Origin of the sequence: Oceanimonas sp. AH20CE76 (assembly GCF_039654065.1) — a bacterium.
GTDB lineage: Bacteria > Pseudomonadota > Gammaproteobacteria > Enterobacterales > Aeromonadaceae > Oceanimonas > Oceanimonas smirnovii.
This window is the reverse complement of record NZ_CP155481.1, coordinates 2,145,280-2,167,570: the sequence shown is the minus strand read 5'-3', so window position 1 is coordinate 2,167,570 and position 22,291 is coordinate 2,145,280. Positions and strand designations below refer to the sequence as shown.

At 55.3% G+C, this 22,291-nt stretch carries 19 protein-coding genes and 2 tRNA genes; 19 read left to right on the top strand and 2 right to left on the bottom strand.

The window, feature by feature from the left end; genetic code table 11:
* The first annotated feature begins 81 nt into the window (after positions 1-81).
* Complete coding sequence (gene dnaJ / locus N2M06_RS10580) at positions 82-1,215, top strand: molecular chaperone DnaJ (RefSeq protein ID WP_346350740.1); 1,134 nt, start codon at positions 82-84, stop codon at positions 1,213-1,215.
* Positions 1,216-1,349: 134 nt separating this feature from the next.
* Positions 1,350-1,826, top strand: coding sequence for a transcription elongation factor GreA (greA, locus tag N2M06_RS10575; RefSeq protein ID WP_026344898.1), 477 nt, complete (start codon positions 1,350-1,352; stop codon positions 1,824-1,826).
* Positions 1,827-1,830: 4 nt separating this feature from the next.
* Here the strand turns inward: greA and N2M06_RS10570 are convergent, their stop codons facing one another.
* A complete protein-coding gene (locus tag N2M06_RS10570; RefSeq protein ID WP_346350739.1) occupies positions 1,831-2,436 on the bottom strand; it encodes a hypothetical protein in 606 nt (201 codons plus the stop codon).
* 114 nt (positions 2,437-2,550) lie between these two features.
* Positions 2,551-2,847, bottom strand: coding sequence for a ribosome assembly RNA-binding protein YhbY (gene yhbY / locus N2M06_RS10565; RefSeq protein ID WP_019935545.1), 297 nt, complete (start codon positions 2,845-2,847; stop codon positions 2,551-2,553).
* Between the two features lie 85 nt (positions 2,848-2,932).
* Between yhbY and rlmE the strand changes: the two genes are divergently transcribed.
* The 17 genes from rlmE (at position 2,933) to N2M06_RS10480 (ending at position 22,221) form a co-directional block, all read left to right on the top strand.
* On the top strand, positions 2,933-3,562 hold the full coding sequence (gene rlmE / locus N2M06_RS10560; RefSeq protein ID WP_019935546.1) for a 23S rRNA (uridine(2552)-2'-O)-methyltransferase RlmE: 630 nt from the start codon (positions 2,933-2,935) through the stop codon (positions 3,560-3,562).
* Positions 3,563-3,606: 44 nt separating this feature from the next.
* A complete protein-coding gene (ftsH, locus tag N2M06_RS10555; RefSeq protein ID WP_026344899.1) occupies positions 3,607-5,553 on the top strand; it encodes an ATP-dependent zinc metalloprotease FtsH in 1,947 nt (648 codons plus the stop codon).
* Positions 5,554-5,620: 67 nt separating this feature from the next.
* Positions 5,621-6,463: a dihydropteroate synthase gene (gene folP / locus N2M06_RS10550; RefSeq protein WP_317075301.1), complete on the top strand. Its 843-nt coding sequence runs from the start codon at positions 5,621-5,623 to the stop codon at positions 6,461-6,463.
* Complete coding sequence (gene glmM / locus N2M06_RS10545) at positions 6,460-7,800, top strand: phosphoglucosamine mutase (RefSeq protein ID WP_346350738.1); 1,341 nt, start codon at positions 6,460-6,462, stop codon at positions 7,798-7,800. The genes folP and glmM overlap by 4 nt, the downstream gene beginning before the upstream one ends.
* 291 nt (positions 7,801-8,091) lie before the next feature.
* On the top strand, positions 8,092-8,430 hold the full coding sequence (gene secG, locus N2M06_RS10540; RefSeq protein ID WP_317075303.1) for a preprotein translocase subunit SecG: 339 nt from the start codon (positions 8,092-8,094) through the stop codon (positions 8,428-8,430).
* A gap of 7 nt (positions 8,431-8,437) precedes the next feature.
* A tRNA-Leu gene (locus tag N2M06_RS10535) sits at positions 8,438-8,524 on the top strand.
* A 57-nt stretch (positions 8,525-8,581) separates the two neighbouring features.
* A tRNA-Met gene (locus N2M06_RS10530) sits at positions 8,582-8,658 on the top strand.
* A 179-nt stretch (positions 8,659-8,837) separates the two neighbouring features.
* The gene (gene rimP, locus N2M06_RS10525; protein WP_083928721.1) at positions 8,838-9,296 is read left to right on the top strand and encodes a ribosome maturation factor RimP; all 459 of its coding nucleotides are present in this window, start codon (positions 8,838-8,840) and stop codon (positions 9,294-9,296) included.
* Between the two features lie 14 nt (positions 9,297-9,310).
* Positions 9,311-10,813, top strand: a complete 1,503-nt coding sequence (nusA, locus tag N2M06_RS10520; RefSeq protein WP_019935552.1) for a transcription termination factor NusA — start codon at positions 9,311-9,313, stop codon at positions 10,811-10,813.
* Between the two features lie 19 nt (positions 10,814-10,832).
* Positions 10,833-13,517, top strand: coding sequence for a translation initiation factor IF-2 (gene infB / locus N2M06_RS10515; RefSeq protein WP_317075304.1), 2,685 nt, complete (start codon positions 10,833-10,835; stop codon positions 13,515-13,517).
* A gap of 73 nt (positions 13,518-13,590) precedes the next feature.
* Positions 13,591-13,995, top strand: a complete 405-nt coding sequence (gene rbfA / locus N2M06_RS10510; protein ID WP_317075305.1) for a 30S ribosome-binding factor RbfA — start codon at positions 13,591-13,593, stop codon at positions 13,993-13,995.
* 1 nt (position 13,996) lies between these two features.
* Positions 13,997-14,932 (top strand): tRNA pseudouridine(55) synthase TruB, encoded by a 936-nt coding sequence (gene truB, locus N2M06_RS10505; RefSeq protein WP_019935555.1) that lies wholly within the window; start codon positions 13,997-13,999, stop codon positions 14,930-14,932.
* 114 nt (positions 14,933-15,046) lie between these two features.
* Positions 15,047-15,316 carry a 30S ribosomal protein S15 gene (rpsO, locus tag N2M06_RS10500; RefSeq protein WP_019935556.1) on the top strand — a complete coding sequence of 90 codons (270 nt, stop codon included), beginning with the start codon at positions 15,047-15,049 and terminating at the stop codon, positions 15,314-15,316.
* Between the two features lie 240 nt (positions 15,317-15,556).
* On the top strand, positions 15,557-17,056 hold the full coding sequence (locus N2M06_RS10495; protein ID WP_346350737.1) for a DUF3375 domain-containing protein: 1,500 nt from the start codon (positions 15,557-15,559) through the stop codon (positions 17,054-17,056).
* 2 nt (positions 17,057-17,058) lie between these two features.
* Positions 17,059-17,784, top strand: coding sequence for a DUF4194 domain-containing protein (locus N2M06_RS10490; protein ID WP_346350736.1), 726 nt, complete (start codon positions 17,059-17,061; stop codon positions 17,782-17,784).
* Positions 17,781-21,086 (top strand): ATP-binding protein, encoded by a 3,306-nt coding sequence (locus N2M06_RS10485; protein WP_346350735.1) that lies wholly within the window; start codon positions 17,781-17,783, stop codon positions 21,084-21,086. The genes N2M06_RS10490 and N2M06_RS10485 overlap by 4 nt, the downstream gene beginning before the upstream one ends.
* Positions 21,070-22,221: a DUF3322 domain-containing protein gene (locus N2M06_RS10480; RefSeq protein ID WP_346350734.1), complete on the top strand. Its 1,152-nt coding sequence runs from the start codon at positions 21,070-21,072 to the stop codon at positions 22,219-22,221. The genes N2M06_RS10485 and N2M06_RS10480 overlap by 17 nt, the downstream gene beginning before the upstream one ends.
* The last annotated feature ends 70 nt before the right edge of the window (positions 22,222-22,291 follow it).

The window sequence follows — 22,291 nt, the reverse complement described above, 5'->3', positions numbered from 1 at the left end:
CCGGCGCACAGACGCTGACAGTGCGGGCGTTGGGATACCAACGCCCGCCTTTGTGTTAATCAGCAGGTAAACACGCAAGCTATGTCGAAACGAGATTATTATGAAGTGCTCGGGGTTTCCAAGGGAGCCGACGAGCGCGAAATCAAGAAAGCCTACAAGCGAATGGCGATGAAATATCATCCTGATCGCAACAAGGATGATGCCGACGCGGCCGATAAATTCAAGGAAGCCACGGAAGCCTATGAAGTGCTGACTGACGCCCAGAAGCGGGCCGCCTACGACCAGTTTGGCCATGATGCGGTTAATGGTCAGCACGGTGGTCAGGGTGGCTTTGGTGGCGGTGCCGATTTCAGTGATATTTTCGGTGACGTATTCGGCGACATCTTTGGCGGTGGCCGTGGCCGGCAGCAGCGCGCTGCCCGCGGGTCGGATCTGCGCTACAACATGGAGCTGACCCTGGAAGAAGCGGTCAGGGGCGTGACCAAAGAGATCAAGGTGCCCACTCTGGTGGGCTGTGATGTCTGTGACGGCAGCGGTGCCAAGCCCGGCACACAGGCCAAAACCTGTCCCACCTGTCATGGCCATGGCCAGGTACAGATGCGCCAGGGTTTCTTTACCGTGCAGCAGCCTTGTCCGCACTGCCGGGGCAAGGGCAAGGTGATCAGCGACCCCTGCAACAAGTGCCATGGTGAAGGCCGCTATCAGAAAACCAAAACCCTGTCGGTGAAAATTCCGGCCGGTGTCGACACCGGTGATCGCATTCGTCTGTCCGGTGAAGGCGAAGCGGGTGAAGCCGGCGCGCCGGCGGGTGATCTGTATGTGCAGATGCATGTGCGGGATCACGATATCTTTGTGCGGGACGGCAACAACCTGTTCTGCGAGGTACCCATCAGCTATAGCGCGGCTGCGCTGGGGGGCGAGGTGGAAGTGCCGACCCTGGATGGCCGGGTTAAACTGAAGATTCCGGCTGAAACCCAGACCGGACGCATGTTCCGGCTCAAGGGCAAGGGCGTACGCTCAGCGCGTAACGGTCAGCTTGGCGATCTGGTGTGCAAGGTCTATATCGAAACGCCGGTAAACCTGACCGACGAGCAAAAAGAGCTGCTGCGTCAGCTGGAAGAATCCTGTGGTGGCTCTGCCGCCAAAAAGCACAGACCCAAGTCTGAAGGCTTTTTTGACGGGGTAAAGCGTTTCTTTGACGATTTGACCCGTTAAGCCTGCTGTATTAGGGTGGATAACTGACCACCGGCTTGCAGCCGTGTTGCAGCCGCCAAACAATAAGCGATCTGAGCCCTGTTCCGGCAGGGCTCTTGTTATTTCAGTAGTTCGAAAGGAACCGGGTTTCCATTATGACACAAACACCGATGACCATTCGTGGTGCGCAAAAACTGCGTGAAGAGCTGGATCACCTCAAGTCCGTGCGTCGCCCGCAAATTATTGAAGCGATTGCCGAGGCCAGAGAGCATGGCGATCTGAAAGAGAATGCTGAATATCACGCCGCCCGTGAGCAGCAGGGATTTTGTGAAGGTCGCATTCAGGAAATTGAAGCCAAGCTGTCCAATGCCCAGATTATTGATGTAACCCGCATGCCCAAAAACGGCAAGGTCATCTTTGGTTCTACCGTGACGCTGTTCCGGGTGAATGACGAGCAGGAAATTACCTATCGCATCGTGGGAGACGACGAATCTGATATCAAAGCCAATCTGATTTCCGTCAATTCACCAATTGCCCGTGGTTTGATCGGCAAGGAAGAAGACGATGTGGCAGTGATCAAGACCCCTGCTGGTGAAGTGGAATACGAGATTATCAAGATCGAGTATCTGTAAGTAATTACGAAGCAGCCTCGTCAGGCTGCTTTGTTGTTTTGTTCAGCTCTCTGATAAACCCTCTGAAGACGAACTCCGACAATACCAGTCGCTCTGCCACTGCCAGTTCAAACGTCACACTGGTCAGCCAGAACTGATTCCCTCTGTGCTGGCGCACCAGCGTCATACTCAGTGGAATGGTCAGCTCCGTGTTCAGCTTCATCAGTACGTTGCGTGTTGTTCGATGAGCAAATAAACAGCGGCGTGACAAAAGCCTCATGCCATTGACCGATAAGTCCTGAATATCGGCCGCCACTCTTTTACCGTTCCGATAGACCAGGCTCAGGCCTTCCGGTGCAGGAAGCCGCCAGGCGCGGGGATGAAGACCGTCAGAGGTGATAAGCGGTGCTGTCAGTTGCGCTTCGTTTAACTGGGCGGGCAGCTGCACCGGAAAGTGCAGCACCTGATTATTCAGTTCCATGCGCAGCTCCAGTGCCGAGGCTTTTTCCAGCAGAGCACGCAGGCTGGCATCCATCGCTATCATTAAAGGTACATCTGTACGATCAGCCGAGTCGCGGAACAGCCCTGCCAGCATGGCAAGCTCGTCGTCATCGAGATATTTGTCAGACATGATAATGGCACCTGGAATACACTGTTAAAGCGTAGGTGCAATGGCGCGAAGAAAGAAAGGTAAAAACAGCAGTAACAGCAGGCGAAGCCTGACAAGGCCTCGCCATGGAGCAGGTTAGCCCCGGGGCAAAATAATTTTACGCTGCTCACTCTGACGATAGATGGTCAGCATATGGCCAATGCTCTGTACCTTGATGGCACCGGTTTCGCGTACAATGGCGTCCATGATCAGCTGTTTGACTTCCCTGTCTTCGGCGGCAACCTTTACCTTGATCAGTTCGTGATGGTTCAGGGCCAGGTCAATCTCGGCCAGAACACCTTCGGTCAGGCCATGCTGGCCAAGCAACACCACCGGCTTCAGGCTGTGAGCCAGTCCTTTCAGGTATTGTTTTTGCTTATTGTTCAGGGTCATTGCAAAATGCTTCAGTTAATCAGGTTGAAAGGGGGTTATTGTACCCCCATCTAGACACTAATGGTAATAGCAGAGCGACAAATTAATGGGCAAAAAGAAACGTTCGGCCAGCTCAACCCGCTGGCTGAAAGAGCACTTTGACGATAAATATGTACAACAGGCACAAAAGAAGGGCCTGCGCTCGCGTGCCGTATTCAAGCTGGAAGAGTTACAGGGGCGGGACAAACTGCTGCGTGCTGGCATGACGGTGGTGGATCTGGGGGCTGCTCCGGGCGGCTGGAGCCAGTATGCCACCGAACAGGTCGGTCAGAGCGGCAAAGTCATTGCCTGCGATATTCTGCCCATGGATCCCATTGCCGGTGTTGACTTTCTGCAGGGTGATTTTCGTGAAGAAGCGGTTCTCAATGCCTTGCTTGAACGGGTAGGGGACGATAAGGTCGACGTATTGCTGTCGGACATGGCACCGAACATGAGCGGCACGCCGGAAGTAGACCAGCCAAGAGCCATGTATCTGGTGGAGCTGGCACTGGATATGTGCCGTGAGGTGCTGGCGTCCAGAGGCAGCTTTGTGGTGAAAGTATTCCAGGGGGCCGGATTTGATGAATTTCTCAGCGAGGTACGCCGGTCTTTTGCTACGGTCAAGGTAAGAAAACCCGACTCTTCGCGGCCCAGATCCCGAGAAGTCTACATTGTGGCTACAGGTTTTAAACTGTAGTACCCTGTTTCTGTCATAAACTGTCAGCCGGTGAGGTTAGTAATTTGAGTGACATGGCGAAAAATTTGATCCTGTGGTTGGTCATTGCCGTGGTGTTGATGTCCGTATTTCAGAGCTTCAGCCCAGGTGAACCGTCCGGCCGCCAGACGGATTATTCCACTTTTGTACAGGAAGTGGCTCAGGGCCAGATCCGCGAAGTGCGGATGGATGGTCAGACCATCAACGGCGTTAAGCGAAGTGGTGATCGTTTTACCACCATAATGCCTTCTGAAGATCCTCAGCTGCTCAACGATCTGCTTAACAATAATGTGCGGGTAGTGGGTGAGAAGCCGGAAGAACCAAGCCTGCTGACGTCCATCTTTATTTCCTGGTTCCCCATGTTGCTGCTGATCGGCGTCTGGGTATTCTTTATGCGCCAGATGCAAGGTGGTGGCGGTAAGGGTGCCATGACCTTTGGCAAGAGCAAGGCGCGGCTGATGGGTGAAGATCAGGTGAAAACCACCTTCGCCGATGTGGCCGGCTGTGATGAAGCCAAGGAAGACGTAAAAGAGCTGGTGGATTATCTGCGTGATCCCAGTCGCTTTCAGAAGCTGGGTGGTCGCATTCCTACCGGTATTCTGCTGGTGGGCCCGCCCGGTACCGGTAAAACCCTGCTGGCCAAGGCCATTGCCGGTGAAGCTAAGGTGCCGTTCTTTACCATTTCCGGTTCTGACTTTGTTGAGATGTTCGTGGGTGTAGGTGCATCACGCGTGCGCGACATGTTTGAACAGGCCAAAAAGTCGGCCCCCTGCATCATTTTTATCGATGAAATCGATGCGGTAGGCCGTCAGCGTGGTGCCGGTCTGGGTGGTGGTCACGATGAGCGTGAGCAGACCCTGAACCAGATGCTGGTTGAAATGGACGGCTTTGAAGGTAACGAAGGCGTGATTGTCATTGCCGCTACCAACCGTCCCGACGTGCTTGACCCGGCACTGCTGCGTCCGGGCCGTTTCGACCGCCAGGTAGTGGTAGGCCTGCCCGATGTGCGTGGCCGTGAGCAAATCCTTAAGGTGCATATGCGTCGCGTGCCCCTGGGTGATGACGTAGAGCCGTCACTGATTGCCCGTGGTACACCCGGCTTCAGTGGTGCAGATCTGGCCAACCTGGTGAACGAGGCTGCCCTGTTCGCTGCCCGTGGTGGTCGCCGTCTGGTGTCCATGGAAGAGTTTGAAAAAGCCAAAGACAAGATCATGATGGGTGCCGAGCGCCGCTCCATGGTGATGTCCGAGTCCGAGAAGGAAATGACGGCTTATCATGAAGCCGGCCATGCCATAGTGGGCCGCGTGGTGCCCGAGCACGATCCCGTGTACAAGGTGTCCATTATTCCCCGTGGCCGGGCTCTGGGTGTGACCATGTATTTGCCCGAGCAGGACAGATTCAGCTACAGCAAGCAGCATCTGGAGTCGATGATTTCCAGTCTGTATGGCGGTCGTCTGGCCGAAGAAATTATCTACGGCTTTGACAAGGTGACCACAGGGGCATCCAACGATATCGAGCGGGCCACTGAAATTGCCCACAAGATGGTAACTCAGTGGGGTCTGTCCGAGAAAATGGGTCCTTTGCTGTATGCAGAAGAAGAGGGTGAGGTGTTCCTCGGACGCAGTGCCGCCAAGAGCAAGCACATGTCTGATGAAACCGCCAAGCTGATTGATGCGGAAGTGAAAGAAGTGATTGAGCGTAATTTCCAGCGCGCCAAGCAAATTCTTCATGACAACATCGATATTCTGCATGCCATGAAAGATGCGCTGATGAAGTACGAGACCATTGACGCTCACCAGATCGATGATCTGATGGCGCGTCGGGATGTACGTCCGCCTGCCGACTGGAAAGACGAGCATGGCAACAAGCCTCAGGGGCCTGCCGCCGGGACCGGCGACAAAAAGGAAGAGGATGATGAGCAGAAAGTGTCGTCTCCCGACCTGAACAAGCCCGGTGATGCCACCAGCAATTAAACTTTTATGATAAATTAAGCCCCGGTCATGGTTACCGGGGCTTTTTATTTTCAGGACACTCTGCTTTATGTTGTTATCTTCTTCTACTCGTACGCTGGATCTTTCTACCCCACAGATTATGGGGGTGCTAAATATTACACCCGATTCTTTTTCTGATGGTGGCCGTTACCATGGTGAGGATGCCGCGTTGCGTCACGCCCTGCAGATGGTGACCGATGGTGCCACCATCATTGACGTAGGCGGAGAGTCAACCCGCCCCGGGGCCGATGAGGTGGCTGCACAGGAAGAGCTGGAGCGGGTGGTACCTGTGATTGAACGGCTGCGGGCCGAGCTGGATTGCTGGATATCCGTGGACACCAGTAAGGCGGCAGTGATGGGCGAGGCGGTAAACGCTGGCGCTGACTTGATCAACGACATTCGCGCCCTGCGTGAACCGGGCGCACTGGAAACCGCCGCTGCCAGTGGTGCGGCGGTTTGCCTGATGCATATGCAGGGCCAGCCTCGTACCATGCAACAGGCACCGGATTATGCCAATGTGATTGCCGAGGTGGCGGAGTTTCTGGCGGCACAGGTGGCCGCTTGCGAAGCCGCCGGCATTTCCCGGGAACGCATTTGCCTGGATCCCGGCTATGGCTTTGGCAAGTCTCTGGAGCATAACTATGAATTGCTGGGGCGGGTAGGTGAGCTGCACCGGCTGGGTCTGCCGCTGCTGGCAGGCATGTCCCGCAAATCCATGCTGGGCCAGCTGCTGAACCGGGAAGTCAACGAGCGTCTGGCCGGTACCCTGTCGGCCCACCTGTTTGCGGTGGCACAGGGAGTTCAGATTGTGCGGGTACACGACGTTAAGGAAATGGCAGACGCCCTGCGCGTATGGCGTAAGGCAGCACATTATCAGGAACAGTTTTTATGAGCAGAAAATACTTTGGTACTGACGGCATTCGTGGCCGGGTAGGTGAATACCCCATTACGCCTGAATTCGTGATGAAGCTGGGCTGGGCTGCCGGTAAGGTGCTGTCGCAGACGGGTACCAAAAAGGTACTGATTGGCAAGGATACCCGTATTTCCGGTTATATGCTGGAGTCAGCGCTGGAAGCAGGCTTGTCTGCTGCCGGTCTGCAGGCAGCGCTGCTTGGCCCCATGCCGACTCCGGCCATTGCCTACCTCACCCGAACTTTCAGAGCCGAGGCGGGCATTGTGATCAGTGCTTCACACAATCCTTATTATGACAACGGCATCAAGTTCTTCTCTCACGATGGCACCAAGCTGCCCGACGAAGTAGAGCTTGCCATTGAAGCCATGCTCGATCAGCCCATGGACTGTGTGCCGTCGGATCAGCTGGGAAAAGCCAGCCGCATCAATGATGCTGCCGGCCGGTATATCGAATTTTGTAAAAGTACTTTTCCGTCCGGTCTGCATCTGGACGGCCTGACCATAGTGCTGGACTGTGCCCACGGTGCTACCTATCACATAGCACCGGCGGTATTTGAAGAGCTGGGGGCAAAGGTGATTCGTACCGGTGGCAACCCCAATGGCCTCAACATTAATGACGGTGTCGGCTCCACTGCACCGGCAGCGTTGCAGGCAGCGGTGCTGGCGCATAACGCGGATTTGGGTATTGCCTTTGACGGCGACGGCGATCGTCTGGCCATGGTGGATCATACCGGTGCCCTGCTCGACGGTGATGAAATTCTTTACATTATCGCCCGGGATGCACAGCAGCGGGGCAAGCTGCAGGGCGGAGTGGTTGGCACCCTGATGACCAATATGGCGCTGGAGCTGGCCCTGGCCGATCTGAATATTCCCTTTGAACGGGCAAAAGTCGGGGATCGCTATGTAATGGAGTTGCTCAAGGAGCATGGCTGGAAACTGGGTGGCGAAAACTCCGGCCATATTATCAGCCTGGATCACAACAGCACCGGCGACGGCATTGTCGCGGCGCTGCAGGTCATGCGGGCGCTGCTGAACAGTGGCGGTAACCTGGCGCAACTGCGCAATGGTCTGACGCTGTTCCCGCAGGTACTGATCAATGTGCGCTATGCTGCCGGCACCGATCCGCTGGCCGATGCAGACGTAAAACAGCGGGTGGCCGCCGCGGAAGCCGAGCTGGCCGGCAATGGCCGGGTGCTGCTGAGAAAGTCGGGCACTGAGCCGCTCATTCGGGTGATGGCAGAAGGGGCTGACGAGTCGCAGGTGCGCCGTCTGGCGGAGCATATCGCCAACGCCATCCCGGCTGCGCCGGAGCTTTAAGCTGTCAGCTATAAGCGATCAGCTGTCCGGCGTTGTTGGTTAAACCTGCATACGGGGCATGAATATCAGTTGCCAGTATGTACTCACACACAACACCGGGCGGCTGACAGCTGACAGCTTACGGCTTAAAGCTAAGAAAACGGTTGTTGAATCATCGCTTTGCCGGCTTTTTATGCAGTCGGCAGTTTTTTTTGAAATTGCGCTTGTATCCGGATGAGGGTATGGCTAGTATTAGCCCCGCTCCCAAGGGCAGAGTGGTCCGGGACGCAAGCGCCAACCAAAGGTAGCAACATGTACGAGATTCTTTTGGTGGTGTACCTGCTGATTTCATTGACCTTGATAGGTCTGGTGCTGATACAGCAAGGAAAAGGTGCAGACATGGGCGCCTCTTTCGGAGCAGGTGCATCCAATACAGTATTCGGATCCAGCGGTTCAGGTAACTTCCTGACCAAAACGACCACACTTCTGGCAGCTGGGTTCTTTGTGGTCAGCCTGGTGCTTGGTAACTTGTCTACCAACGCAACCAAGCAAAGCAGTGAGTGGGAAGACCTGTCGGCTCCCGAAGTTATAGAAGCTCCTGCTCAGAACGACGTACCTGTTACTGGTAACAGCAGCGACGTTCCGCAATAAAGTTTTAGCCGAGGTGGTGGAATTGGTAGACACGCTATCTTGAGGGGGTAGTGCCCGTATGGGCGTGCGGGTTCAAGTCCCGCTCTCGGCACCAATTTATAGACAGTTGAGAAGTTAGCTCAATTTGACTATAATCTCGCACGATTTCGGACGCGGGGTGGAGCAGCCTGGTAGCTCGTCGGGCTCATAACCCGAAGGTCGTCGGTTCAAATCCGGCCCCCGCAACCAATTTCACGTTCGTCGTCTGCTCACGATGAATGGTCGCTGCGAGGCGACAATCAGGGTACAGGTGAATAGCCCCGATTTGAAAATCGGGGCTTTTTGTTATCTGTATTCCGGCATTGGCAGGATCAATGCACTTTAAACTGGGCTGCGAGCCCTTTTTTTGTTTTTGAAGGGGGGTAGCTTTGGCTACATTGGAACAACGATTAACCGAAATGCTCAGTGAGCCGGTTGCGGCCCTGGGCTTTGAGCTGCTGGGGCTCGAGTATATTCGCGCCGGCCGGCATTCGACGCTGCGGCTGTACATCGACAGCGAGAAGGGCATCGATGTCAATGATTGTGCCGAAGTCAGCCGGCAGGTAAGCGCCGTGCTGGATGTGGAAGATCCCATTTCCACCGAGTATGATCTGGAAGTCTCATCCCCGGGGCTCGCACGACCCTTGTTCAAGCCGGCCCACTATCAGGCCATTATCGGTCAGGAAGCCGAACTGGCATTGCGTATGGCAGTGAATAATCGCCGTAAACTCAAGGGCACAGTGGTGTCTGCTGACGACACCATGGTCCGGCTCGAGGTGAATGGCCAGGAGTTTCCTGTGGCCTACGCCAACATTCAAAAAGCAAATCTGGTTCCGAATTTTGACTGACGAGGCCATCGGACATGAATAAAGAAATATTGCTGGTTGTAGACGCCGTTTCCAACGAAAAGGCGGTGCCTCGCGAAAAAATCTTTGAGGCGCTGGAAACCGCGCTGGCTACGGCCACCAAGAAAAAATATGACGGCGACATCGACGTTCGGGTTGCCATTGATCGTAAAAGCGGTGACTTCGACACTTTCCGCCGCTGGCAGGTAGTAGAAAATCAGGAAGCCCTGACTAACCCTTACCGGGAAATCACCCTGGAAGCGGCTCAGATTGATGAGCCGGAAATTGAAGTGGGTGATTATGTTGAAGATCAGATTGAATCTGTCGTCTTTGACCGCATTACTACTCAGACCGCCAAACAGGTTATCGTGCAGAAAGTACGTGAAGCCGAACGCATGCAGGTGGTGGAGCAGTTCCAGGATCAGGAAGGCGAAATCATTACCGGCGTGGTAAAAAAGGCCACCCGCGATAACGTGATTCTGGACCTGGGCAACAACGCCGAGGCAGTGATCTTCCGTGAAGATTTGCTGCCTCGTGAGTCGTTCCGCTCCGGTGACCGGGTGCGTGGTCTGCTCTATGCGGTTCGCCCCGAAGCCCGTGGTGCCCAGCTGTTTGTCAGCCGTTCCAGCCCGGACTTTCTGAAAGAGCTGTTCCGCATTGAAGTGCCGGAAATTGGCGAAGAAATCATTGAAATCATGGCCGCCGCCCGGGATCCGGGCAGCCGTGCCAAGATAGCGGTTAAAACCAACGATCGCCGTATCGATCCCATCGGTGCTTGTGTGGGCATGCGTGGTGCCCGGGTGCAGGCAGTATCCGGCGAGCTTGGCGGTGAGCGCGTAGACATAGTGCTGTGGGATGACAACCCGGCCCAGTTCGTGATCAATGCCATGGCTCCGGCGGATGTGGCGTCCATTATCGTGGACGAAGATGCCCACTCCATGGACATCGCCGTGGAAGCGGGCAACCTGGCTCAGGCAATTGGTCGTAATGGTCAGAACGTGCGTCTGGCGTCTCAGCTCACCGGCTGGGAGCTGAACGTGATGACCGATGAAGATCTGGCGCAAAAGCACCAGGCTGAAAACGACAAGACCATGAATTTGTTCGTGAACAACCTGGACATTGACGACGACTTCGCTGCTCTGCTGGTGGGTGAAGGTTTCTCCACTCTGGAGGAGATTGCCTATGTGCCGGTCAGTGAGCTGCTGAGCGTAGAAGGGCTGGATGAAGACACGGTTGAAGAGCTGCGTACTCGAGCCAAAGATGCACTGACCACCAAAGCACTGGCCCAGGAAGAATCTTTTGAAGGGGTAGAGCCGGCAGACGATCTGCTGGGGCTGCCTGGAATGACCCGCGAACTGGCTTATCAGCTGGCTGGCCGCGGTGTTGCGGATCTGGAAGAGCTGGCAGAGCAGGGCATTGATGACCTTGAAGGCATTGAAGGTCTGGACGAAGCCCAGGCGGGCGAACTCATCATGGCTGCCCGTAATATCTGCTGGTTCGGAGAACAGAACCAGGAATAAGATCATCGGAGGTAAATGAATGGCAGAAGTATCATTAACGCAACTTGCCAGTGACATCGACACGCCGGTTGATCGTCTGATCCAGCAGTTTCGTGAGGCGGGCATGGAGAAATCCGGTAACGATTCCGTTTCTGAAACTGAAAAAGCCGCTCTGCTTGCTCATCTTAAAAAGCAGCACGGTGGCAATGACGATAAAGAACCCAAACGGATGACCCTGCAGCGTAAAACCATCAGTACCCTCAGTGTTCAGGGTGCCGGTGGCAAGAACAAGGCAGTGCAGGTAGAAGTGCGCAAGAAGCGCACCTATGTAAGACGTGACGCGCTCGAAGAACAGCGTCGTGAAGAGGAAGAAAAGGCGCGCCAGGAAGCCGAGGCTCAGGCGCGTCGTGAGGCCGAGGAAGCGGCCAAACGAGAAGCAGCCGAACAAGCCAAGCGTGCAGCCGAAGAAAAGGCCAAACGTGAAGCTGAAGAAAAAGCTCGTCAGGCTCAGCTGCAGGCTCAGAAAAACACCGAGCAGGGGGCAACCCCGAAAAGCAAAGAGCAGAAAAAGGCGGACGACATGGCCAAGCGCGAAGAAGAAAAACTCAAGCAGCAGCGCGAACAGGAAGCACTGCGCAAAGCCGAGCTGGAAGCCCAGCAAAAGGCAGAAGAAGTGCGCAAGCTAGCAGAAGAAAATGAAAAACGCTGGGCGGAAGAAGCGGCCAAAAAGCCGGAAGACGCCGACTATCATGTCACCACCAATCAGCACGCCCGTGCGGCTGAAGATGAGGCCGACAAGAGCGAAGAGCAGAAAGCCCGTCGCACCGGTGGCAAGAAACGCAAGGGTGGCAAGACCAAGGAAGACAGGGAAAACCGCGAAAGCCGCAATGAGCGTCAGCGCAAAGGCAAACGCGCCAAGGTAATGACGCCCAAGTCCATGAAGCACGGCTTCCAGAAACCGGCTCAGCCGGTAACCCGTGAAGTGGAAATTGGTGAAACCATCACTGTCGCCGAGCTGGCTAACCGCATGGCAGTAAAAGGTGCCGAAGTCATCAAAACCATGATGAAGATGGGTGCCATGGTGACCATCAACCAGGTGATCGATCAGGAAACTGCTCAGCTGGTGGCCGAAGAAATGGGTCACAAGGTGGTGCTGCGTCGTGAAAACGAGCTGGAAGAGCGGGTACTGTCTGATCGTGATACTGACGCCGAGCGTAAAACCCGTGCTCCTGTGGTGACCATTATGGGCCACGTTGACCACGGCAAAACCTCTACTCTCGACTACATTCGTCGTACCAAGGTAGCGTCTGGTGAGGCCGGTGGTATTACTCAGCATATCGGTGCCTACCATGTAGAAACCGAGAACGGCATGATCACCTTCCTGGATACCCCGGGACACGCGGCCTTTACCTCCATGCGGGCCCGCGGTGCCAAGGCCACCGATATCGTAGTGCTGGTGGTGGCGGCCGATGACGGTGTGATGCCGCAAACCATTGAAGCCATTCAGCACGCCAAGGCCGCTGAAGTGCCGCTGATTGTGGCGGTAAACAAGATGGACAAGCCGGAAGCCGATCCGGATCGAGTCAAGAGCGAACTGTCCCAGCACGGCGTTATGTCGGAAGAGTGGGGCGGCGAGAACATGTTTGTTCATATTTCTGCCAAGGCTGGTACCGGCATTGACGAGCTGCTCGAAGCCATTCTGCTGCAGGCCGAAGTTCTGGAACTGACTGCAGTATATGACGCCATGGCCTCTGGCGTAGTGATTGAATCCCGTCTAGACAAGGGGCGTGGACCGGTTGCTACCGTGCTGGTACAAGACGGTACTCTGCATCAGGGTGACATCGTACTGTGTGGCCTGGAATATGGCCGGGTACGTGCCATGAAGGATGAGCTGGGCCGCGAAGTAAAATCCGCCGGTCCGTCCATTCCGGTGGAAATTCTGGGTCTGTCCGGCGTGCCCACTGCCGGTGATGAAGCCACTGTTGTGCGGGACGAGAAGAAAGCCCGTGAAGTGGCACTGTACCGCCAGGGCAAGTTCCGCGAAGTCAAGCTGGCCCGTCAGCAAAAAGCCAAGCTGGAGAACATGTTCGCCAACATGAACGAAGGCGAAGTGGCCGAGGTGAACCTGGTACTGAAAGCAGACGTACAGGGTTCTATCGAAGCTATTGCCGATTCGCTGATGAAACTGTCCACCGACGAAGTGAAGGTGAAGATAGTTGGCTCCGGCGTGGGTGGCATCACCGAAACCGACGCCAGCCTGGCTGCGGCGTCCAACGCCATCATTCTGGGCTTTAACGTGCGTGCCGATGCCTCTGCCCGCCGCATGATTGAAGCGGAAGAGATTGACCTGCGCTACTACAGCGTTATCTATGAGCTGCTGGATGAAGTGAAGCAGGCCATGACCGGCATGCTGGCTCCTGAGTTCAAGCAGGAAATCATCGGTCTGGCGGAAGTGCGGGACGTGTTCCGCTCACCCAAACTGGGTGCTATCGCCGGCTGTATGGTGACCGAAGGTAACGTCAAGCGCAGCAACCCGATCCGCGTGCTGCGTGACAACGTGGTGATTTACGAAGGCGAGCTGGAGTCTCTGCGTCGCTTCAAGGATGACGTTCAGGAAGTGCGTAACGGCATGGAATGCGGCATCGGCGTGAAGAACTACAATGACGTACGAGTAGGCGACCAGATCGAGGTTTATCAGATTGTGGAAGTACAGCGCACCCTGTAAGGTGGCGGTGAACCACGTCTGAACACAGTAATCAACGGGGGCCGGCAGGCCCCCTTTGTCTTGGAAGTAAAGTATGGCCAGAGAATTCAGCCGAACCCGCCGGGTAGGTCAGGAACTGCAAAAAGAAATTGCCGTTATCCTGCAGCGGGAAATCAAAGACGACCGTCTGGGCATGGTCACCGTATCCGGTGTGGAAGTGTCCCGTGATCTCAACTATGCAAAAGTGTTTGTGACCTTTCTCGACAACGATGCCGAGCGGGTAGAGCAGGGCATGGAAGTACTGAAAGAAGCCAGCGGTTATATTCGCAGCCTGGTGGCCAAGGCCATGCGCCTGCGGGTGACCCCCGAGCTGCGCTTCTCCTATGACCAGAGCCTGGTGGAAGGCATGCGCATCTCCACTCTGGTGTCGAGCACGGTGGAAGAAGACAAACGCCGCAGTGCCGGTCGCAACGACGAAGACGAGAAGGAGCAGGACTGAGATGGGGCGTCAGCGACGTTTTCGCGGCCGTGAGGTAGACGGCATTTTGCTGCTCGACAAGCCGGCGGGCATCACATCCAACGATGCCCTGCAGCAGGTCAAGCGCATCTATGCCGCCGCCAAGGCCGGCCACACAGGAGCACTGGATCCGCTGGCTACCGGCATGCTGCCGATCTGTCTGGGTGAGGCCACCAAGTTTTCCCAGTTTTTGCTCGATGCCGACAAGCGCTACCGGGTGGTGGCAAAACTGGGCGAGCGGACCGACACCAGCGACGCCGACGGCGAAGTGGTTGAGACCCGTCCAGTCAATGTGTCCACCGGCGAGCTGATTGAAGCCCTGGATCATTTCCGCGGCGACATCATGCAGGTGCCGTCCATGTACTCAGCGCTCAAATATCAGGGCAAGCCCCTGTACCAGTACGCCCGGGAAGGCATAGAAGTACCCCGGGAAGCGCGCCCCATCACGGTATTTGAGCTCAAGCTCATTCGCTTTGAAGGGGACGAAGTGGAGCTGGAAGTACATTGCAGCAAGGGCACCTACATTCGTACCATAGTGGACGATCTGGGTGAGCGCCTGGGTTGCGGTGCTCACGTTGCCGTGCTGCGCCGGCTGGCGGTAGCCGGTTATCCGGCGGAGCGCATGCTCACTCTTGAGCAGCTGCAGTGCATTCTCGATAACTGCAAGGCCAATGACATTTCACCCCGGCTGGAGCTGGATCCGCTGCTGCTGCCCATGGATACCGCTGTGCAGAGTCTGCCGGAAGTGAACCTGTCTGAGCTGGTGGCGGGTTATCTGCTGCACGGCCAGGCGGTGCAGGTGTCCGGCGCGCCCCTCGACGGCTTTGTGCGCATGACGGTGGGCGATGACCGCCGCTTTGTCGGTGTCGGTGAAATCGACGATGACGGCAAGGTAGCGCCGCGCCGTCTGGTACGTTAATTGACGGTGATTTAAGGTTGCCAAGTGCGCCTTTGCTGGTAGAATGCCGTCCTTCCTTCCGGCTGAATTAGTGATCGGCTGGAATTCATTCATGCTTATTTTGGAGTAGACACAATGTCACTAAATGCTGAAACCAAAGCCCAGATCGTTGCCGAATTCGCCCGTGGCGAAGGCGACACCGGCTCTCCCGAAGTGCAGGTAGCTCTGCTGAGCGCCCAGATCAACCACCTGCAGGGCCACTTCAAGCAGCACATCCACGATCACCACAGCCGTCGCGGTCTGCTGCGCATGGTATCCCAGCGTCGTAACCTGCTGGACTACCTGAAGCGTAAAGACGTAGAGCGCTACCGTGACCTGATCAGCAAGCTGGGCCTGCGTCGTTAATCGACTCCAAAGCCTTGTTAAAAAGGGAGCCTCGGCTCCCTTTTTTAATGCCCGTAAAACATAGCTTGAAGCCATAAGCTGTCAGCTGTAAGTCAAACAAGGCGCTCTGTAGTAGTTAAGGTTGGGAGGAGCAGTGCGACCCCCCAACAATATTGAGCGCCCTTCACTGGTTCATCGGCTGGATCCCCCTGACGACATGGAGTAGCCTGAAGCCACCTTACTGAGCGGCAGGGCTTTTCCATGGATGAAACCGCATTACAACGCACTCAGAAATATGTGACTGCCCGCAGGCAAGATCCGGCCTGGGTGCTGCTGGCTTCACGTCGAGCACCGCTTATTCTGGGATGTTTGAGCAGCCTGTTTGAACAGGCCGATGATGGCATTGCTGAAGAAGATGCTCTGCAGGCGCTGTCAAACATGCTGGCTGAATATGCCGTCCAGGATGAGTATGAAATTGATCCGGATAATACTCGGCTGCAAGCCGGACGGGATCTGCGCGAATGGATTAAGCGAGGTCTGGTGATTGAGCGTGCTCAACGCTTGTATGCAACGGATGCGCTGGGCGCTGCCATCCGCTTTATTGATTCCCTCGATAACCGCATCATGACCTCCACTGCGTCGCGCCTGTCCGTGGTGCAGCGTGAAATTGCAAATCTTGAGATGGGTTTAAACCCCAACCCCACCAGCCGTATTGCCTCCCTTGAATCCCGTATTGAGCAGTTGCAGCAAGAGCTGGAGGCCGCGCAAGCCGGAGATATTCCTGTACTGAGTGAGGCAGAGGCCGTGGAGCGTATTCGTGAGGTATATGGTCTGGCTACGGCGCTGCGCACCGATTTTCGCCGTGTTGAGGATTCCTGGCGTGAGGCGGACCGGGTCTTGCGTCAGTCAATTATGTCGGAACAGCTGCATCGCGGTGAGATTGTCGATCACCTTCTGGATGGTCAGGAGGCACTGCTGAATACTGCAGAAGGGCGTGTCTTTGATAGTTTCCAGCAGCAGCTACGCCAAAGCAGTGAACTGGACCAAATGCGTGATCGCTTACGCCTGATCTTAAGCCACCCTGCAGCGAATAAAGCGCTTGAACCGAACCAAAGCAAAAACCTTCGCTGGTTGCCGTCACGTCTGGTCAAAGAGAGTCAGGCTGTGCTCCAGGCGCGGGCGCGCAGTGAGCGGGATGTGAAAGGCTTCCTCAAAACCGGCCTGGCGGCAGAGCATCACAGGGTTGGTCAGCTCTTGAATGAGATTATGAATCAGGCGCTGGAGCTGGACTGGCAGCCGCGTGCCAACCGTCGTGAGCCTGTGCCGCTGCCACCTGTGGGTGTGGCGCTGGCGAAAACGCCAGTGCCGGAGCGACTGCGCTTTAAAGCCATTGATAATATCGATCAGCAGGCCCTGGATCTGTCTCGCCATCGGGCTGATTTGAGTGATCTTGATGCGGAGTTCTGGGATGCGCTCAATGGCCTTGATCGTGAAACTTTGATCCGCGAAACGCTTCAGCTTCTTACGGAGCAAGGCAAGCCGTTGACGTTGCTGGAAATTGCTCAGCACCTGCCACCCGAACATGATCTGGAAACCTTCGTGCTCTGGTTGGGTATGGCCAGAGAAGCCGGTGTTGAGATAGATCTGAGTCAGCCGCAGGAGTTTGAGATTTTGGCTGAAGACCAGCGTCGCTGGCTGTTTTCATTGCCGTATCTGACGTTGAGTTTGCAGGACGTCAGCAATATTGACTGGGAGTTTTGACCATGAGTGGAGTGTTTGATCGCATTACCCAGGCCCCCGCTGATGAAGAGTTGCCTGTCATGCCAGAGGTTGAAGCGGCGGGTGAAATTACACTACCAGACACGCATGAAGAACCGGAACGTACGCCTGCCCGATTACGGGAAGTGTCTCAGGATCTGCTACGTTTTGGCCTTCTTGAAGAACGCCAGAAGCCAAATTTCTATAAGGTTGCTGTACGTGAACTGGATGAGCTGAACCGAATTCTTGAACCGCTGGATCTGTTTGCCGCTGTCGATGATGTTCGCGGCCTGGTGTTTCTTAAGGTGCTTAAGGCTGATGAAACCGCCGCTATTGAAGATGAATGGTCGCATCCCCTGGTGCGCAAACAGCGCTTGAATCTGGAGCAGTCGCTGTTGCTGGCCATTTTGCGCCAGTACTTTGTTGCCCATGAGCAGGAAGCAGGAACAGGTGCCACTCAGGCGCTGGTCGCGGTTGACGAGCTGATTCCACAGATGCAGGTTTATCTGGGCGATCAGGGTAGTGAATCACAGGAAAGAAGTCGCATTTTAGAACTGCTCAACCAGCTTAAAGAACATGGTGTGGTGACGGCACCGGATAAAGATGAACGGGTGATGATCCGCCCGGTGATTGCGCATCTGGCAAACCCGGAAAACCTCACCGCTCTGCTGCATTGGCTGCGTGAGCGTGCTCAGAATGAGTGTGATACCCACAAGGAGCGGGAACAATGAATCAGGCCGGACTCTGGCACCAGGATTCCAGCTATAAACTGCAGACCCTTGAGCTGTTTAACTGGGGTGGTTTCGGTGGTCATCATACCGCCGACATTCATCCTGAAGGCACTGCTGTGATAGGGCCGACCGGCAGTGGCAAAACCACCTTGGTGGATGCCCTGATGACGCTCTTGTGTACTAACCCCAGATACAATCTGGCCTCAACCGGCGGCCATGAGAGCGACCGGGATCTGGTCTCCTATGTGCGCGGTGTATCTGGCCCCGGCGATGGCAGTGGTACCCAGTCGCATATCGCCCGTCCGGGCAAAACCGTCACGGGTATAGCGGCCAGTTTGAGTAACGGTGATGAGCTGGTTCGCATTGGCTTGTTGCTCTGGTTTGATGACACCAGTTCTGCCGTGGGTGATATGAAGCGGCTGTTTTTCTTTGCTACCTCGCCGGCACAAACATTGGAACACTGGCTGACGGTTCAGCATGAAGGTGGTATGCGGGCCCTGCGCCAGCTTGAAAAAACGCAAGCCGGGCTTTGGAGCTATCAGACCAAAAAGGATTATCTGGCTCGAGTGCGCAGCTTTTTTGATGTGCGCGATAACGCCTTCAATCTGCTTAACCGTGCCGCTGGCTTGAAGCAGCTCAATAGTATTGATGAGATCTTCCGTGAACTGGTGCTGGATGATACCTCGGCATTTGACCGTGCCCGTGAAGTTGCCGACAGTTTTGATGATCTCAGCGCTATTCATGAGGAGCTGGAAGTTGCCCGCCGCCAGCAGACCTCGCTTGAGCCGGTGAAAACTAACTGGCTTAAATATCAGGCCAATGCCGAAAAACTGACCGAGCAGCAGACACTGAGCCGGATTCTGCCTGTCTGGTTTGGTCTGCAGGCTGAACATCTCTGGCAACAGGAGTGCCAGCGCCTGACTCAGGCCTGTGAAGCAGCAGAGCGCGCTAAAAACGAAGCGCAGCGCCAGCATGATCAGCAGGTGGAGCTTTGTGATGGTTTGAAAGAGCAATATCTGCAGCTGGGCGGTTCGGATATTGAAAGTTTGGAGGCTTTGGTTAAAGCGACGCAAAAAGAGCTCGCGAATTGTGAGCGTGATGCCGGTGATTATCAGCGTTTAGCGCAGCAACTGGGTTTGTCTGATTCACTGGATAAAACCTCATTTACACATAATCAGGCTCAGCTGGCTGAGCAGCAGAAGACGCTTGGGGCTGAGGCTGAAAGTGCAGAGCGGGCTGTTTTTACGGCAGGCGCCCAACATATTCAGGCGTATAACACGTTGCAATCGCTGGAGCAGGAGCTAGCCGAAGCAAAGCAGCGCCCCGGCTCCAATATTCGCAGTGAGTATCAGGTTTTTCGGGCAGCTCTGGCCAAGGAGCTGGATCTGGAAGCGGATCAGCTGCCTTTTGTGGCAGAACTGGTGCAGGTAAAAGAGAGCGAGCAGGCCTGGCGCGGGGCGATTGAGCGGGCAATTGGTGCGCATCGTTTACGTATTCTGGTCCCCCCGCATGCCATCAAACACGCGCTGCGCTGGGTAAATGAGCGCAATAACCGTTTGCATGTGCGCCTGCTCGAAGTGAAAGCGCCGAATGCGCCGATCCGTTTCTTTGATGATGGATACACCCGCAAACTGGATTATAAAAATCATCCGGACCGGGAAACGGTTAAAGCCCTGCTGGCACGGCTGGATCGGCATTGCGTCGACGCCCCGGAGCAGTTGCGGCATACCGAGCACGCCATGACGCAACAGGGCTTGATGTCTTCCAAAGCGCGGGTGTTCGATAAGCAGGATCAAAAACACCTGCAGGATGACTGGCAGACCGGTTTTGATAACCGGGATCGTCTGGCGGCACTGGAGTCGCAGATTACTGAAGCCCGCCAGCAGCTTGGCAAAGTTCAGGCTCAGCTTGAAAAGGCCAAAGCCGAGGCCCAGCACCTTAATACCCGCCAACAGTTGATTACACAGCTGCAAACACTCAGGTTTGAGCAGATCGACCTTGCCCAGGTTCAGCATGAGCTGGCGCAGCATCAGGCTAAATTGCAGCGGTTAACATCACCCGATTCAGATCTGGTCGCCGCTAAGCGTGCACTGGATGTAGCCCAGCAAACTTTGGCCGAACTGGCCGGGCAGGTGCAAACCCTGACCGAAAATTACTTTAAGCTCACACCGCAACTCGACACCGCAAAACGCAAACATGCCAGCGCTCAGCAAAGGGCGGCACAAGGCCTTAATGATGAACAGCGCCAAATCGCTGCGGCCCGTTTACCAACACTAGAGGCCAGTCAACTGAATGAGTTGGGTGAGCTGGAGCGCCGGGCCGTGCTTGCAGTGCAACAAGCCTTGGATGGGTTTAAAGAGAAGCAAAGCCGTTTGGTGCAGGAGTTAGTGCGCTGCATGGCCAAAGCGAAACAGGAAGACAGGGGGGCACTGTCTGATGTGGGTACCGATCTGGACGACACCCCGCAGTACCTCGAGCGCCTGCAGATCCTGGTGGAAGAAGCCCTGCCTGAGAAACGCCAGCGTTTTAAAGATTATCTCAATCGTTCTTCTGATGAAGGCGTCACCCAGTTGCTTAGTCATATCGACAATGAAGTCGCCATGATTGAAGAGCGTCTAGAAGATGTAAATGCCACGTTGCGGCGCACTGATTTTCAGACCGGCTGTTATCTGCAACTCGTTGCATCCAAAGTGGTGCATGAAAGCCTGCGCAGCCTGAATACTGCCCAGAAACGTTTGGCCTCTGCGCGTTTTCAGGATGATGACGGTGAAAGTCAGTACAAGGCCTTGCAAGCGATTGTTGAGCAGCTGCGCGATGCTTGTGAACGCCATCGCACACAAGCAGCACGGGCGCTGCTGGATCCGCGTTTCCGCATTGAATTTCATGTTTCTGTTATCGAGCGCGCCACCGGCAAGACGCAGAGCACCTTTAAAGGTTCGCAGAGCGGCAGTGGTGGTGAGAAGGAGATTATTGCTTCCTATGTGCTGACCGCATCCCTGAGTTATGCGCTGTGCCCGGATGGTGCCAGCCAGCCTCTGTTTGGCACCATAGTGCTGGATGAAGCCTTTTCGCGCAGCTCGCATACCGTGGCCGGGCGAATTATTGCCGCGCTCAAGGAATTTGGGCTGCATGCGCTCTTCATTACACCAAATAAGGAGATGCGTTTGCTGCGTAACCATACCCGCTCTGCGATTGTGGTACACAGACGTGGCCTGGCTTCAAGCCTGATCACGCTGAGCTGGCAAGAGCTGGATGCAAAAAAGCCACAACGAACAGGCGTAACGGATGAAGTCACCCACTGATATTGCCCCGCGGCTCGTCAAGCAGTGGCACCAAACCAGCCTTCGGCGTGAACGCTTGCTCTCAGCCGAGGCCTGGCCCATTGAGTTTGCGATTGGTAAGCCTTCAGCCAAAGTGTTCAGCGAGCAGCCGGGTAAGGTGTGTCGCCACCTTGAGCGTTGGCAGACGGTGAGTATCGGTGATGTTGAATGGCTGCCGGTCAAATATCGCAGTGCTGCAGAGCCGATAGAGATGCCGGTTAAATGGCTGCTCCGCACCCCATCGCAATGGATAACTGCTGCCGCAGATAAGGTGGTCGAGGGCGAATTTAACACCCTCGAAAATTTAGTTGCACAGGTCAATCCGCTCTATCGTGAGTTGCTGATTACTGAGCGCAGTTTATGGCGCAATAAGCTCACAGATGAGGTTATAGCAGCGGCCCAGCTGGCCGATTCTCTCGCACCTGGGTGCGCGCAGGGACGTCCGTTACGGTTAATGGCAGGTCTGGCGGTGGATACCAAATTTATGGAACGCCATGGCCGCCTGATGATGCGTTTACTGGATATGCGCTATGCGGGTGAGGCCAGCGAGCAGGGGCTGGAAAACTTTCTGGGCGCATCAAATGATAAAGAACACTGGCTGCTGGTGCTGGATCTCGACGGGAAACTACTGCCATTCAGGCGTATGCGTTTAACCAGCCGTCAGCTTGCGAGTGCTGTTTTACCAGGCTCATGTTTGTTGGTTGTTGAAAATGAACAATGCGAGCATTTGTTACCACCAGTACCTGATACCCTTGCCGTGTTGGGGGCTGGGCTGGATCTTGATTGGCTGGCGAACCCTGCTTTTCAGCACAAAAAACTGGCTTATTGGGGAGATCTGGATTCCTGGGGCTTGCTTATGCTCTCGAATGCGCGCAAGTGCGCGCCGCACCTTGTGCCTTTGCTGATGCATGAGGAAATATTTAATCAGTTAGCAGAGGGCAGTGCCGTGGTTGAGCCTGTTAGCGCACAGCCGGTAACGCCTGCAGCCCTGACCAGTGAAGAAGCCCGTTTATACCAGACCTTGCTTAAGGCTCCCAAAGGCCGTCTGGAGCAGGAGTATCTGCCCGCTGAGATGGTAGAGCGGGCGGTACAACACTGGGCTTGTTTGTTTGGTTGATAATGACTGAAATGTTGGGACTCGTCCCAACCTACCAACCTTGTCTTCATATCAGGCTGCGCAGAAGTAT